The organism is Sedimenticola hydrogenitrophicus, assembly GCF_029017505.1.
GTDB lineage: Bacteria > Pseudomonadota > Gammaproteobacteria > Chromatiales > Chromatiaceae > Sedimenticola > Sedimenticola hydrogenitrophicus_A.
The window spans coordinates 135,482-150,982 of record NZ_JAQGEI010000001.1 but is presented as its reverse complement, the minus strand read 5'-3'; the positions used below and the strand labels follow the sequence as shown (position 1 = coordinate 150,982).

At 62.5% G+C, this 15,501-nt stretch carries 12 protein-coding genes; 9 read left to right on the top strand and 3 right to left on the bottom strand.

The features are described 5' to 3' along the window. Nucleotides 1-46 precede the first annotated feature (46 nt). Both hemH and O9K64_RS00600 read left to right on the top strand, forming a co-directional pair. On the top strand, nt 47-1,066 hold the full coding sequence (hemH, locus tag O9K64_RS00605) for a ferrochelatase (RefSeq protein ID WP_275096125.1): 1,020 nt from the start codon (nt 47-49) through the stop codon (nt 1,064-1,066). A 124-nt stretch (nt 1,067-1,190) separates the two neighbouring features. Further along, a complete protein-coding gene (locus O9K64_RS00600; RefSeq protein WP_275096124.1) occupies nt 1,191-2,369 on the top strand; it encodes a methyl-accepting chemotaxis protein in 1,179 nt (392 codons plus the stop codon). A 344-nt stretch (nt 2,370-2,713) separates the two neighbouring features. Here the strand turns inward: O9K64_RS00600 and O9K64_RS00595 are convergent, their stop codons facing one another. Then, complete coding sequence (locus tag O9K64_RS00595; protein WP_275096123.1) at nt 2,714-3,985, bottom strand: NAD(P)/FAD-dependent oxidoreductase; 1,272 nt, start codon at nt 3,983-3,985, stop codon at nt 2,714-2,716. 201 nt (nt 3,986-4,186) lie between these two features. Continuing rightward, nucleotides 4,187-4,756 (bottom strand): hemerythrin domain-containing protein, encoded by a 570-nt coding sequence (locus O9K64_RS00590; protein WP_275096122.1) that lies wholly within the window; start codon nt 4,754-4,756, stop codon nt 4,187-4,189. A 577-nt stretch (nt 4,757-5,333) separates the two neighbouring features. On the opposite strand from O9K64_RS00590, the gene O9K64_RS00585 reads away from it, so the two are divergent. The 6 genes from O9K64_RS00585 to O9K64_RS00560 all read left to right on the top strand — a co-directional run bounded on the left by O9K64_RS00585 (nt 5,334) and on the right by O9K64_RS00560 (nt 13,137). Then, nucleotides 5,334-5,534 (top strand): hypothetical protein, encoded by a 201-nt coding sequence (locus O9K64_RS00585; protein WP_275096121.1) that lies wholly within the window; start codon nt 5,334-5,336, stop codon nt 5,532-5,534. After that, complete coding sequence (locus O9K64_RS00580; RefSeq protein WP_275096120.1) at nt 5,524-8,475, top strand: sensor histidine kinase; 2,952 nt, start codon at nt 5,524-5,526, stop codon at nt 8,473-8,475. Before O9K64_RS00585 ends, O9K64_RS00580 begins: the two co-directional genes overlap by 11 nt. After that, nucleotides 8,472-9,827, top strand: a complete 1,356-nt coding sequence (locus tag O9K64_RS00575; RefSeq protein ID WP_275096119.1) for a sigma-54-dependent transcriptional regulator — start codon at nt 8,472-8,474, stop codon at nt 9,825-9,827. The genes O9K64_RS00580 and O9K64_RS00575 overlap by 4 nt, the downstream gene beginning before the upstream one ends. Before the next feature lie 233 nt (nt 9,828-10,060). Then, nucleotides 10,061-12,046: a sodium:solute symporter family protein gene (locus O9K64_RS00570; protein ID WP_275096118.1), complete on the top strand. Its 1,986-nt coding sequence runs from the start codon at nt 10,061-10,063 to the stop codon at nt 12,044-12,046. Nucleotides 12,047-12,215: 169 nt separating this feature from the next. Beyond that, the gene (locus O9K64_RS00565; RefSeq protein ID WP_275096117.1) at nt 12,216-12,449 is read left to right on the top strand and encodes a hypothetical protein; all 234 of its coding nucleotides are present in this window, start codon (nt 12,216-12,218) and stop codon (nt 12,447-12,449) included. Beyond that, a complete protein-coding gene (locus O9K64_RS00560; RefSeq protein WP_275096116.1) occupies nt 12,442-13,137 on the top strand; it encodes a tetratricopeptide repeat protein in 696 nt (231 codons plus the stop codon). The genes O9K64_RS00565 and O9K64_RS00560 overlap by 8 nt, the downstream gene beginning before the upstream one ends. An 87-nt stretch (nt 13,138-13,224) precedes the next feature. Here O9K64_RS00560 and O9K64_RS00555 read toward each other — a convergent pair whose 3' ends face one another. Next, complete coding sequence (locus tag O9K64_RS00555; RefSeq protein WP_275096115.1) at nt 13,225-13,389, bottom strand: hypothetical protein; 165 nt, start codon at nt 13,387-13,389, stop codon at nt 13,225-13,227. A 141-nt stretch (nt 13,390-13,530) separates the two neighbouring features. Between O9K64_RS00555 and O9K64_RS00550 the strand changes: the two genes are divergently transcribed. Then, on the top strand, nt 13,531-15,411 hold the full coding sequence (locus O9K64_RS00550; RefSeq protein WP_275096114.1) for a putative nucleotidyltransferase substrate binding domain-containing protein: 1,881 nt from the start codon (nt 13,531-13,533) through the stop codon (nt 15,409-15,411). Nucleotides 15,412-15,501: the final 90 nt, after the last annotated feature.

Genomic DNA, 15,501 nt, shown 5'->3' with positions numbered 1-15,501 from the left:
AATAGGGGATCATAGGCCGCAAATTCAACAGCCACCAAAGCAGCGCATGAAATTTCACGGACCGGTCCCCGATAACAGCACGCCCCCCTGCACCGGTATCCTGATCACCAACCTGGGCACGCCCGACTCACCCGCGGTGGCCGACGTCAGAAGCTATCTGCAGGAGTTCCTCAGCGACCCCCGGGTGGTGGAGGTCCCGCGCCTGCTCTGGTGGCTGGTATTGCACGGCGTCATCCTGCGCATCCGCCCGAAACGCTCGGCCGCGGCCTACCGCAAGGTCTGGACCGACCGGGGTTCCCCCCTGCTCACCCTCTCCCGGGCGATCGCCGACGCGCTGCAGCAGACCCTCGATCAACGCCTCGACGGTCCGACCAAGGTGGTACTGGCGATGCGCTACGGTTCACCGTCCATTGCCGAGGGGCTGGAGACCCTGCGCCGGGCCAATGCGCGGCGCATCCTGGTGCTGCCGCTCTATCCGCAATACTCCGCCACCACCACCGCCTCCACCTTTGACGAGATCGGTCGGGTGCTGCGGGGCTGGCGCTGGCTCCCCGAGCTTCGCTTCATCAACCACTACCACGACGCGCCCGGCTATATCGGCGCCCTGGCGGAGAGCGTAACGGAGTTCGCCCGGACCCATGGGGCGTGTGAGCGGCTGTTGCTCTCGTTTCACGGCATACCCCAATCCTATGCCGACCAGGGTGATCCCTACGCCGCGGAGTGCCGTGCCACTGCGGAGCGGCTGGCCGCCGCCCTGGCGCTGTCACCGGACCAGTGGGCCATCACCTTCCAGTCGCGGGTCGGCCGGCAGGCGTGGCTGCGACCCTATACCGATGAAACCCTGAAACAGTGGGGCGCGAACGGGATTAAACGGGTCCATGTGCTCTGTCCCGGTTTTCCCGCCGACTGCCTGGAGACCCTGGAGGAGATCGGCGCGGAGAATCGTGAGTACTTCCTGTCGGCCGGCGGCGAGGAGTATCACTATATCCCGGCACTGAATGACCGCGCGGCCCACATCGACTTCCTGGCCGAGCTTGTCCGGCACCATCACTGGCGTAACCGCTAGCCCGACCCTGACGGAGTACCGCTAGCCGGGCTTATCCGGATCATCAGCATAACTTATGGAAAAATACTAAAGGTCATCTGCAGTTAGCCGCTATCCGTTAACCAATAAAAATCAGGGAACCGTCATGAAGCCTAGCATTCTGCGTACGCTCTTCATCGCTTATATAGGGCTTGGTCTGTCCATGGGGCTGCTGTTTCCCCTGTATGCGCGGTTTTTCGTGGAATGGAAACCCGGCATGCAACTCTGGTTCAATATCGGTTGCATTATTGCCGGCCTGAGCATCGGCATCGCCAACTACTGGGTCTGCAAACAGGTGCTGCTACGCCGCCTGAAACGCATATCCGAGGTGGCGCAGGCGATCAGCAACAACGACATCAGCCAGCACTGCACCCTGGTGAGCCATGATCTGATCGGTGAGATCATCGACAGCTTCAATCAGATGTCGACCAACCTGCGCAACATGATCGGGCGGATCGGCGGCTCCACCCACACCCTGGACGAGAATATTCAGCAACTGGCGGAGATCGCCGACCGGGAGAGCGACAAGGCCGCGCGGCAACAGGTGGAAAGTCAACAGGCGGTCCAGGCCATCGACGAGATCAGCGGCAGCATCCACCAGGTATCCGACATGGCCGTTGAAGTGGCCGGCGCCTCCGGCCAGGCGGATCAGTTTGCCCGCGAGGGGACCCTGATCGCCACCGAGGCGATAGGCTCGATTTCGGCCCTGATTACCTACATGAACAAAGCCGGCGATGTGATCAGCCAGCTGGACGAGAAGAGCGCCAGTATCGGCATGGTGATGGACGTCATCCGCAACATCGCCGAGCAGACCAATCTGCTGGCGCTGAACGCCGCCATCGAGGCGGCCCGCGCCGGTGAACAGGGCCGCGGCTTCGCCGTGGTGGCCGATGAGGTGCGGACCCTGGCCACCCGCACCCAGGAGTCGACCGAGGAGATTGAAAAGATCATCGGCCACCTGCAGTCGGGCTCCCGCTCTGCGGTGGATATGATGGACAACGCCCGCAGTCGGGCGATGCAGACCGAGGAGCATTTCGAACGGGCGGCAGAGCTGTTGGCGGAGATTGCCGGCGCCATCTCATCGGTCACCCTGATCAGCAACGGCCTCTCCACCGCCACCTCGTCCCAGACCGCCCTCATCGGTACGGTAAAAGAGCACATGGGACGTATCGGCGAAACCGCGCAGGACACCTCGCAGGGCGCCCTCATGGTGGCCGAATCCAGCAACAACCTGAGTCATCAGGCCCGCGAACTGCGGCAGATGCTGGAGCAATTCCGGCACTGATCAGCCGGATGCAGGGGCAGGCCCCCGTGCCTGCCCGGATCGAGCACCAGACCGCCCCAAGGGCAACCACGGGAGGTTGCCTCTACGGGTTGTCTTGAAACAGGGTGGCCTCCGCGGCATAAGGACTCGCGCAAGAATAATTTCGTAGTACAGAGGACGTAACTGGGCCACGCTGGCAAGGCACGCTTTGCAGGCAATGGCTGTTCCCTTGCCAAAAAGCGTAACGCCGCCAGCGGGGTCCAGTTGCGACCGAATACCGAAACTTATTTTTGCGCGAGCCCTAAGTCCATCCTGGACAAAAAAAGTCCGGCGATTGGCCGGGCTTTTTCTGTCGGCGGCAGCCGCTATTTCAGCTTACTGATCCCCAGCATCTTGAGGATGTATTTCTCGTAGATCGGTTCGGTCGTGCCCTTCTTCATCTTGCGAATGAAATACTTCTCGAAGGCGATCTTGGCCATGTGCACCCATTTGCCCTTCTTGAACCAGGCGACGTTGCGCGGCGGGATCTGCGGCAGCGCCACGAAGGCGGCACCGGTATCCCCCATGTCGGCCAGGCAGATGGCGTTCCAGGTGGCATTGGTGGAGAGTTCGCGCCCGGCGATATCGTCGGCGATGTTGTGCACGATGGCGGTGACCATGGACTCGATCATATAACCGGTCTTGGGGGCACCGGTCGGCACCGCCGTCGCCTCGACCGGGGGAATGGCGATACAGACACCGGCGGAGAAGATATTCGGGAAGGTCGGGTTGCGCTGATGGCTGTCGACGAAGACGAAACCGCGTGGATTGCACAGCCCCTCGACATTGGCGACCGCATCCACCCCCTTGAAGGCCGGCAGCATCATTGAAAACTTGAAATCCAGCTCGTGATTCTTGATCAGGTGGCCGCTGTCGTCGTACTGCTCGATATGCATCTTGCCCGCTTCCACCTTGGTCACCTTGGCATTGGTGATCCAGTTGATGTGGTGGGCCCGCAGATCGGACTCCAGGAAGCCCTTGGAATCCCCCACGCCGCCCAACCCCAGATGGCCGATGTAGGGCTCGGAGGTGACGTAGGTCATGGGAATCTTGTCGCGGATCTTGCGCTTGCGCAGATCGGCATCCATGATGAAGGCGAATTCGTAGGCGGGTCCGAAACAGCTGGCAAAGGGCATGGCGCCGATGACCACGTGTCCGGGATTTTCGATCAACTGCTGATAGGCATCGTAGGCGCCCAGGGCGTGATCCACGGTACAGATCGACTGGGTATTGCCGATTGCCGGGCCGGCGCCTTCCACCTCTTCGAAAAACAGCTTCGGGCCGGTGGCGATGACCAGGTAGTCGTAACTGACCACTTCGCCATCTTCCATTTCGAGCGTATTGGCTTGCGCATCAATCTTGCTACAGCGTTTGGCGATAAAGCTGATGCCTTTGCGTTCCAGGTGAGGACGTATGTCAAATGTGACGCTGGCCCGGTCGCGCCAGCCCACCGCCACCCAGGGATTGGAGGGGGTGAACTGAAACTCCTCCCGTTCGTTGACTACCGTGACCTGGTGCCCCTTGCCCAGGGCCTCTTTCAATTCATAGGCACAGGGCATGCCCCCGGTACCTGCCCCCAATACAACGATATGAGCCATTCTCTCTTCCTCCCAACGAACGTCGCTGTTAACAATGCTCCCCACCCGCCTCCGCAGTCTGTCGGTCAAGGCCGACGGACTGCAATCCGGCACGCGAACCTAACGGGTCCACTCCTGGACCCCGGTGGCAAGCCCTTCTCTAATAATAAATAGTCATCCTGACATCCCGCGATGCCGTGACCCGTACCGCGCAAGGTTCCCCTACGCGACGGGTGATGCCCCTTGCTTTCCGGCTCTGCTCAGGTAATCAAACAGGGTCTGAAAGCGAATCTTGTCGGGCTTGTCGAACACCGGGTCGGCGTGACTGGGTGACTGATCAATGATCCCGGCCCAATCCTGCTCCTCCAGCATTTCATCCAGCAGCGGGAATGCCTCCTGCTCCTCAAGATCGATGTGCTGACGTTGCAGGGCAATAAATTCACGCCCCTGCACCTCCAGCTCGTCCCGCGGCATCACCCCGCCCTGGTAGATGTTCTCCAAGGAGTTGCGGAAGGTTCGGGTCAGCTGCGCCAGCTCCTGATGCTGTTGCATCAGGCGATCCATCAGATCCGCCCGATCCGCCACCCGGGGTTTGGCCGCGCTGAACATCACATTCTCCAATGGATGATGTCCCTGGTCGGCGTAGGCCTCCATGTATTCCAGCAGTTCGATCTTAAGGTCGAAATCCGACTCGCGACCCGCTAGAAAATGATCGAGCTGAGACGTCAACAGATCAAGAATCTTCTCCAAATTCCTATGATCTTTCTGTAGTTTTTCCAGTAGATAATGCATGGGATGCCTCCATATAACAAGCCAAGAATCGAGTGATTCTGGTATAAGTAATTCTTTGTAGGACCTGGAAAGAAATAACTGCTACGTATTGCGCCGGATTTTCGTTTGCCTTCAAGGCACGGCAAGGCGCGCATAGTCGTTCTATGTAAGTCTTGCCGTAACGCCGAAGGCGGACGAAAAGACCAGCAAGACGTCGTAGTTATTTATTGACAGGCCCTCACTACCCGTAAAATCTGTTTCGGTTCCCCCGGAAGCGAAGCGTCCTCGGGGACATTCAGGGCTGACAGGCTGTTCATCGGAGCCCGCGGGATAGTTATATCCTACCCCATCCCGGTCCCGCGCACCTCACCCGAATGGGGGTGCAGCAACCGGTCGGCCGAACCGCCCATCGTCACGGACAAAGCCTTCTCCCGAGCATACGATCTGTATTCACCGACACCAAGCTCCGTAGGGGAACCGCCCCGCCCCCAAGGCGCCCACGGAGCGCTCCATGGCGGGCCTTCCTCGAACCAGCGACCCGGTCCAACGCTCCTCCGGCCAAGTTGTTACTATTAGTAACAGCTGGTAACCTTGGCAAATGCAAAAGCACCCGGACCCGATCAGGCTGAGAGAGAGTGCACTGTTACTGGCGCTTTTCGCCCTGTTTCTTTTCGCTTCACCCCTGACAATCTGGTGGGCCGCCGACCACGCCCATTGGCTGATGCCCTACGCGCTGTGGCTGTTTGTCATCCTGCTGGGCGCCTGGTTGCGCCGCCGATACCCACACCATGACCTATGATCTGGAGATCCTGTTCGGGGCCAGTCTGTTCTACCTGCTGCTGCTCTTCTTCGTCGCCTATGTAACCGACAGCGGGCTGGTGCCCGACCGCTGGACCGACAATGCACCGGTCTATGTCCTCTCGCTCGGGGTCTACGCCACCTCCTGGACCTACTACGGCAGCGTTGGCTTTGCCCAGAGCGAGGGCTATCAGTTCCTCACCGTCTACCTGGGTATCACCATCGCCTTCATCCTCAGTCCGGTGCTGCTGCAGCCGCTGTTGCGGCTGACCCGGGACTACCAGCTCACCTCGCTGGCCGATCTGCTCGCCTTCCGTTACCGCAGCCAGCTGGGTGGCGTCCTGGTGACCCTGTTCATGCTGCTCGGCTCGCTGCCCTACATCGCCCTGCAGATCCGCGCCGTCACCACCTCCATCCAGGTGCTGACCCATGACGAGATCCCGCAGCTGCTGGCGTTGGGCTTCTGCGGCATGCTGACCCTGTTCTCGATCCTGTTCGGCGCCCGCCACATCTCCCCCCGGGAGAAACACCGCGGCCTGGTGGCCGCCATCGCCTTCGAGTCCCTGGTCAAGATCATCGCCCTGCTGATAGTGGGATTTTTCGCCATCTTCGGCGTATTCTCCGGCCCGGAATCACTCAACCAGTACCTCACCGAGCACCCCGAGGCGCTGCGCAATCTCTACGAGCCGGTGCGCGAGGGCCCCTGGACCACCCTGCTGTTCCTCTCCTTCTGCGCCGCCTTCCTGCTGCCGCGGCAGTTCCACATGACCTTCACCGAAAACCTGTCGATGCGCTCCCTGGCGACGGCGAGCTGGGCGTTCCCGCTGTTCCTGCTGCTGCTCAATCTCTCCATCCCGCCGATCCTGTGGGCGGGCGAGTATCTGCAGCTGGAGATGGATGCCGACTATTATGTGCTCGGCATCACCCTGAGCAAGGGCCCGACCTGGCTGCCGATCCTGGCCTTTATCGGCGGCGTCTCGGCCGCCAGCGCCATGGTGATCGTCTGCACCCTGGCGCTCTCCTCCATGTGCCTGAACCATCTGCTGCTGCCGGCCAGTTACCCGGACCCCAAGGTGGATATCTATCGCTGGCTGCTGTGGGGCCGGCGCCTGCTGATCGGGCTGATCATCTTCGCCGGTTACATCTTCTACGAGGTGCTGGAACACAATCAGGGGCTGGTGCAGCTGGGGCTGATCTCGTTCGTCGCGGTCGCCCAGTTCCTGCCCGGCATCATCGGCCTGCTCTACTGGCGCCGCGCCACCCGCGAGGGGTTTATCGTCGGGCTGCTCGGTGGCATCGCCATCTGGATCGTCACCCTGCTGCTGCCGCTGCTGGAAAAATCGGGCTTTATCGGCACCGGCATCGACGTGCCCGCCATGCGCGATCTCGCCGGGCTGGATCAGTGGGAGTTCTCCACCTTCTGGTCCCTCGCCTGCAACGGCCTGCTGTTCGTGATCGTCTCCCTGTTGACCCGCCAGTCACCCGAGGAGGAGGAGACCGCATTCGCCTGTCGCAGCGAGGTGGCGCCGATGACCCCGCTGGCCGGCACCCTGACCGCTGCCTCGCCCACCCAGTTTGCCGAGGGCCTGGCGGTGATGCTGGGACAGGAAGCCGCGGAGATGGAGGTCAACCAGGCGCTGGAGGATCTGCAGCTGGATCGCGGCGAAACCCGTCCGCGCGAGCTGAAACGGCTACGCCAGCGGATCGAGCGCAACCTCTCGGGCCTGGTGGGGCCGGCCATGGCCCACATGATCATCAATCAGCAGCTCAAGGTCGACGCCGACGCCAAGACCGCGCTGGCCGACTCGATCCGTCACATGGAGGAGCGGATGGAGCAGTCCCGCAGCAAACTGAAGGGCCTGACCGCCGACCTGGACGCCCTGCGCCGCTACCACCGGCAGATCCTGCTCGACCTGCCCCTGGGGGTCTGCGCGGTCGATCCGGAGCACACCGTGATCACCTGGAACCTGGCCCTGGAGGTGATGAGCGGGGTACCCAGTAACGAGGCCACCGGGCGCAAGCTCTCCACCCTCACCCAGCCCTGGGGAGAGCTGCTGGCCGGTTTCGCCCTGGCCCAGGATGAGCATATTCACCACATGGAGGTGCCGATCAACAACCGCCCGCACTGGTTCAACCTGCACAAGGCGGCCATTCTCGATCCCGATCTGCCACGCTATCAGACCGGCCCGCGCAGCGGTCTGGTGCTGTTGCTGGAGGATCTGACCGACCTGGAGACCCTGGAGGCGGAGCTGGCGCACAGCGACCGGCTCGCCTCCATCGGCAAGCTGGCGGCCGGTGTCGCCCACGAGATCGGCAACCCGGTCTCCGGGATCGCCTCGCTGGCCCAGAACCTGCTGGAGGAGCGCGACGAACAGACCACCCAGGAGAGTATCGAGGCGATCCTGCAGCAGACCCGCCGCATCAGCAGCATCGTCCACTCGCTGATGAACTACAGCCGCAGCGGGCGCATCGGCCTCAGTTTCGAGACCTTCAATCTGAAGGAGATCATGGCGGAGGCGATCCAGCTGGTGGGCCTGACCCGCGCCGGCAAACACGTGGCCTTCAGCAACGGCTGTCCCGAGGGCCTGAGCATGAAGGGAGATCGCCAGCGGCTGGCCCAGGTGATGGTCAACCTGCTGACCAACGCCTGTGACGCCTCGAAACCCGGCGACCGGGTGGAGATCTTCGCCTTCGCCTCCGCCACCCAGTTGCAGATCGAGGTGATGGATCAGGGGGAAGGGATACCGGAGGAGGTGCAGGGGGAGATCTTCGAACCCTTCTTCACCACCAAGGACGCCGGCAAGGGTACCGGACTGGGTCTGCCCATGGTGAGCAAGATCATCGATGAACATAATGGCACAATAGAGATCGACTCGGCGCCGGGGATCGGCACCCGGGTCATCATCCAGCTGCCCCAACACATGGACCCCAAAACGTCATGAGTCAGATACTGGTTATTGAAGATGAATCGGTCATCCGTAGCGCCGTCGATCGCCTCCTGACCCGCCGCGGCTACACCGTGACCACGGCCGAGTCGGTCGAGGAGGCGGAGCAGAATTTCGACCTGAAGAGCTTCAATCTGATCCTCACCGATGTGCGGCTGCCCGGCGTGCCCGGCACCGAAGTGATCAGGCGCGCCCCCGGTGTGCCGGTGCTGATCATGACCAGTTATGCCAGCGTGCGCTCGGCGGTGGACTCCATGAAGCAGGGTGCCATCGACTATATCGCCAAACCGTTCGACCATGACGAACTGGTGATGCTGATCGAGCGCACCCTGAAGCAGGAGCAGCTGGGGCGCAAGACCGAGGTGCTGAAATCGGACCTGGACAAGACCTATCCGGTCGACGGCATGGTGGGAAAATGCCCGGCCATGCAGGAGGTGTGCCGGCGTATCACCAAGGTCGCCCCCACCGACTCCACGGTGCTGATCCTCGGCGAGTCCGGCACCGGCAAGGAGCTGGTGGCCCGCGCCCTGCACGAACAGAGCCTGCGCAAGGATGCGCCGATCGTTACCGTCAACTGCGCCGCGATCCCCGAAACCCTGATCGAATCAGAGCTGTTCGGCCATGAAAAGGGCGCCTTCACCGGCGCCGACTCGGCCCGCACCGGGCTGATCGAGGCGGCCGAGGGCGGCACCCTGTTTCTCGATGAGATCGGCGAACTGCCCCTCGCCGCCCAGGCCCGGCTGCTGCGGGTGCTGCAGAACGGCGAGATCCGCCGGGTCGGCTCGGAGCAGTCGCGGCTGGTGGATGTGCGGCTGATCGCCGCCACCCATCGGGACCTGAAGCGGCGGGTCCAGGACAGCGAATTTCGCAGCGATCTCTATTTCCGCCTGCGGGTGGTGGAGCTCAACCTGCCGCCCCTGCGGGAGCGCGGCCAGGACCTGGTGGAGCTGGCCGTGTTCCTGCTGGAGAAGACCCGCAAGCAGCTCAACCGCGCCCCCATGACCCTCGGTCAGGCCGCCATCGACACCATCACCACCTACGGCTGGCCGGGCAATGTGCGGGAACTGGAGAACGCCCTGGAGCGGGCGGTGATCCTGTGCGAGGAGGATGTCATCACCCCGGACCTGTTGGCCATCGAAAGCAACCACTCCGCCGCCAGCCCGCCCGCCGGCCTGAATCCGGGGAGCGGCGACCTGACCCTGGAAGAGTATTTCCGCCAGTTTGTCCTGGAGAATCAGGAGCAGCTGACCGAAACCGAACTGGCCAAGCGCCTCGGCATAAGCCGCAAGGCGCTTTGGGAGCGGCGCCAGCGCTTCGGCATTCCCCGAAGCAGGAAGGGGGCCGGCTGAGCGGCCCTGTTACCGAACCACACGGGGTTGTCACCTTTGGTAACAGACAAGGGGTAACAGATGCGCTGTGAAGCTCGCCAAGCCATTGAGCCCAATAGCTTTATTAAACGGCACAATTCTCGCATAATAGCGGCAGCTTTCGCCTATCGGCCATTGGTCGGTGGCCAAGACAGATACAGATAACAGAAAAATTAAAACCATTTGATTTTCACTACTGAGGGGGAATACGACCAATGGACGCAAAGGTTGTCTGGTTGTTTGTATTCGTTGCGCTTTACTGGTCATACTGCATCTTCTGGGGCATCAAGGGCGCGCTGTCGGCAAAGACCGCCAGTGACTATTTCGTCGCCGGCCGGCAGATCTCGCTCTGGGTATTCATCCTCGCCGCCACCGCCACCTCGTTTTCCGGCTGGACCTTCATGGGACACCCCGGCCTCATCTACCGGGACGGCTTCCAGTACGCCTACGCCTCCTTCTACGCCATCACCATCCCCTTCACCGGGGTGCTGTTTCTCAAACGCCAATGGATGCTCGGCAAGCGCTTCGGCTTCATCACCCCGGGCGAGATGCTGGCCTACTACTTCCGCTCCGACACGATCCGCATCCTGGTGGTACTGGTGGCGCTGATCTTCTCGGTGCCCTACCTCGGCATCCAGCTGCGCGCCTCAGGCTTCCTGTTCAACGTCCTCACCGATGACATGCTGAGCACCAATGTCGGCATGTGGCTGCTCTCCATCGTGGTGATCATCTATGTCGCCTCCGGCGGCCTGCGCGCCGTGGCCTATGTCGACTCGGCCCAGGCGATCCTGCTCGGCGGCGGCATTGCCGTGATCGGCATCATCGCCATGAACGATATCGGCGGCTTCGAACGCCTCAACCAGGGCATCGCCGCACTGAGCCAGATCGACCCGAGCACCGGCAAGGCGATGTTCGGCAAGACCACGCCGGACGGCTACAGCGCCTATATCGCCATCCCCGGGGTGATCCAGTTCGGCGCCGGTCTCGGCAGCGCCAGCGCGCCCATCGGCGGCGCCTGGACCGGGGTGATGATACTGACCTACATGTTCGGCCTGATGGGCATCCAGTCGGCCCCGGCCTTCTCCATGTGGGCCTTCGGCAACAAGAGCCCGGAACCCTTCGCCCCGCAGCAGGTGTGGGCCTCCTCCCTGGTGATCGGCTTCATCCTCATGTTCTTCACCGCCATCCAGGGCATCGGCGCCCACTTCCTCGGCGCCGATACCCAATTCATGGCGCGCTTCCCCGAGCTGGTCAACAACGTCATGGGCACCGGCCTGGGCGGCATCGACCTGCTGCAGTCCGAGGGCAGGGGCGACATGCTGGTGCCACAACTGGTCTACCTGATGTCCGAGACCGCGCCCTGGATGGTGGGGCTGTTGTCGGTCTGCGCCCTGGCCGCCATGCAGTCGACCGGCGCCGCCTACATGTCCACCGCCGGCGGCATGCTCACCCGCGACCTGCTGAAGCGCTTCATCATCCCCAACGCCAGCCATGCCCAGCAGAAGCTGTATGGCCGCCTGGGCGTGATCCTGATCGTCATCGCCGCGCTGCTGGTCGCCACCACCTCCACCGATGCCCTGGTGCTGCTCGGCGGACTGGCGGTGGCCTACGGATTCCAGATGTGGCCGGCGCTGATCGCCGTCTGCTGGTGGCCCTACCTGACCCGGCAGGGCGTCACCGTGGGGCTGATCGCCGGACTGATCGCGGTCACCCTGACCGAGAGCATCGGCGCCGAGTTCATGCCCTGGGGCCGCTGGCCCATGACCCTGCACTCCGCGTTCTGGGGCATCCTGTTCAATCTCAGCCTCACCATCGCCGTCTCCGCCCTGACCCAGAACGGCAGCGAGCGCGAACACCGCATGATCTTCCACAACTTTCTGCGCGATCACGCCTCCCTCTCCCCCGAGAAGCGTGGCCTGATCCCGGCGGCCTGGATTCTCACCCTGGTCTGGTTCTTCTTCGGTATCGGACCCGGCGCGGTGATCGGCAACTGGATATTCGGCGATCCCACCAATGCCGGGACCTGGACCTTCGGCATGCCCTCGATCTGGGCCTGGCAGCTGCTCTGGTGGGTACTGGGCGTGGCCATGATGTGGTTCCTCGCCTACCGCATGGAACTCTCCACCGTGCCGCACAAGGAGGTGGTGGCGCTGCATGAGGATATCGGCGATATCCAGCTGGACCTGGACAAGCCGGGTTGAGATAGCACCTTTGGACAATGGATAGCCGCTACTCATTATTGCTATTTTCGTGTGTTCGGGTGCGTGCGCGGCGCTGGTGACTCACCCGGTCACGGGGTTGAATCGTCGCTACCGCTCCTGGTCGCATAGACCCGGAACGCCCGACCAGGGCCAAGAGCTGAATCAGACCATGAATCCGATGTTTTATCTCTGGGTCGCACTGCTGTCGGTGATGCTGTTCTTCCCGGTCAGCAACCTCATCTGGGTGGTCAGCGTGCGCCGGTTGCGGCGCAGACTTGGCCGGGAGCTGGCCGCCGAAGAGCTCAACGGACAGAAGAACAGGGCACGTTTTATCAGTCTCATTCTGGTGACCCTGTTCTCCTGGTTTTTCAATCTGTCGATCATCGGAGCCGCGCATGGGTGACGCGCACTACCGGATGCTGGTGCGGGCGGCCGTCGTCCTCACCGCTGTCTGGATCGGCTGGACGTTCTATGACAGCGGCCCCGGCGAGTCGACGGTGACGGGCCGGGAGCTGGCGGCGGCCGACCGCTACCTGGAGGATGGCGCGTTTGAACAGGCGTTGGGCATCTTCAGCCAGGTCTATGCGCGGCAACCGGACAACCTCGGCGCCTTGCGGGGCAAGGCGCAGGCACTGATGCGTATCGGCATACGCCGGGCGGCGGACGCGGAGCGGCTGGACCCGACGACGCAGCAGGCGGAGATCGCCAGACTGCGGCAGGAGTCTACAACCCAGTTGCGGCAGGCCCTGGGGTATTACGATGAAGCGGTCGAGCGGGAACTGACGGCGGGCGTCAACGAGCGGAACCGGCGCGCCCTGGGGGTGGCCCTGGCCAATCGCGGTATCCTCAAGGATCAGTTGGGGGAGTATCGCGGCGCCCTGGCCGATTACCGGGAGGGGCTGCGCCTGGAACCCGGGCTGGCGGAAGGGCCGGGATTTCTCACCCGGTTCCTGCGCAATCAGCCGCAACCGCCGCCCAGCATCGCCGACCGCGCCCGCTATCTCGCCGCGCAGCTGGCCAAACCGGAAGCGGAGCGGCTGATGCGGATACCGGAGCAGGACCACCGGCAGCGTGCGTACCGTTTCGAGTAGTGGCGGCTTCAGCCGCGATGTTCTGAGTGGGAACGGGCACCCCGTAGGAGTGGCTTCGCCGCGAACACCTTCGCGCCAGAGGCGCTCCTACAGTAATTGGAGTATATCGACAAACAGGACGCGCACGAAGAACAGCAGGGCGATCGCACCGAACAGCAGATGGCCGATATCGTTCTCCCCATCGTCATTGCGATGGGTGAGGGCGTGCCAGGCAATCACGGCGGTGACCAGCAGAAAGATCCAATCGATCAATTGAGCGCCTTCATCGATAGCAGTAAGAACCAACGGCAAGGGAAAATAGCAGTTTTTTTTCCTGAGCAACAGGACAAAACAGGAGCCGGACATTTTTGGTCATAGCAGGAAATGGCCTTACATCGTCAGCGACAGCAGCGAATGACACAGCAGAGCGAAACCGTTACAACCGAGCAGATACTTGCCGCCACCCGCACCTTCCGGGATGTCCCGCTGGAGACCCTGCGGGAGCTGGTGGCCTGTGCCAGCCGGCGCGTCCTGCCCGGTGGCGTGGCCCTGTTTCGTCCCGGCGAAGCCTACCGGAAGGAGATCTATATCCTGCTCGACGGCAATATCGTGATGCACCGCCCCAGCGGCCGCCAGGACACCGTGCTGCCCGGCGATCTGATCGGACTGGCCAACTACCTGGACAAGAACGACTACACCACCAAGACCGTCGCCACCAACCAGTCGGAGATCCTGGCGGTCCCCGAGGAGCGCTTCAAGGCCCTCGAAGGGGCGCATCCGGAACTGTTCAACGTGCTCAACCGGGTGATCGCCACCAAGCTGCGGGAGCGCAGCCCGGACCGCTCCATCTCCACCGGTGTGCTGGCACAGCCGGTCACCCGGGTGATGCGCACCCCGGTCGCCTCCTGCACCCCCGAGACCACCCTGCGGGAGGCCTTCAGCACCATGAAGGCACGCAAGATCGGCAGCCTGGTGGTGACCGATGAGCAGGGCCGGCTGCGCGGCGTGCTCACCTATGCCGGACTGGCCGAGGCGGTGATGCTCAAGGGCGCGACCCCGGATGAGCAGGTGCTGAAGATGACCCCGGACACCCCGCGGGTGATCGACCCCGACACCGCCCTGTGGGAAGCCGAAGAGATCATGAAACGGCACACCGCCAAGTACCTGATCGTGCTGGAGGAGCAATACCCGATCGGCATGGTCTCCCAAACCGACATCCTGCGCATCCTCATCTCCCGCCCCAGCACCCTGACCAACCGCTTCCGCGAGGCCGGCAGCATCAAGGAGCTGGCGGAACTGACGCCGCTGCTGGCCGATGCCGCCATCGACATCCAGGAGACCAACCACCGCCCCAGCAGCGCGGTCCGGCTGCTCAGCGAATACCACCTGATCGCCCAACGCCGGGCGGTGGAGCTGACCCTGCGCTGGATGGAGACCAAGGACCTGGGCAAGGCGCCGGTCGGCTTCAGCGTACTGATCATGGGTTCCGGCGGCCGGCTGGAGATGCTGCTCAATCCGGACCAGGACAACGGCATCGTCATCGAGGACAGCCCGGCCAGCGAGAGCGCCGAGGCCAAGGAGTGGTTCGACCATTTCTGCAACCGGCTGAACCTGAACCTGGACCGTATCGGCTACCCGCTTTGCCCCGGCGCCATCATGGCGCGCAATCCGCTCTACTGTAAAACCCTGTCGAAGTGGAAACAGCAGATCAGCCACATCGCCGACCAGCCCACTGCGAAGGCGGCGCGCTGGTCCAACGTGGTGTTCGATTTCGACACCCTGTACGGCGACGACAGCCTGACCACGGAGCTGCGGCGTCACGCCCTCGCCGAGCTGAAGGAGAAACCGCGGCTGCTGAAAATGATGTCCGACGACGACGCCGAGGGAAAACCCGCTATCGGTTTCTTCAATCGATTGGTTACCATGAAGGACGAACAGGGCGAGTATATCGACATCAAGCGCAACGGCCTGCGCATCATCGCCGACGCCGCGCGCATCTTCTCGCTGCAGAACGGCATCGCGGCGCAGAACACCACCGACCGGCTGAATGCGCTGATGCGCGTGGGCAAACTCTCCACCGATTTCAAGGACTCGGTACAGGAGGCCTTCGAGGAGCTGCTGGATCTGCTGCTGACCCACCAGATCCGGCAGGCCAAAACAGACAGGGAAGTGAACAAGCTGATCAATCCGGAACGCCTCTCCCCACAGTCACGCAGCACCCTGCGCATGGCCATGCGGGCGGTCAAACGGTTTCAGGAGCAACTGCAGGACGAATACGCAACGGACATATTCTGAGAGAGGAGTGGCAGAGACTGCCCGACAGCCAGATTTGGCGACATCATTCCGCTCCGGCCCAAGGGCCGGAATAAAAATATCAAGAATGCG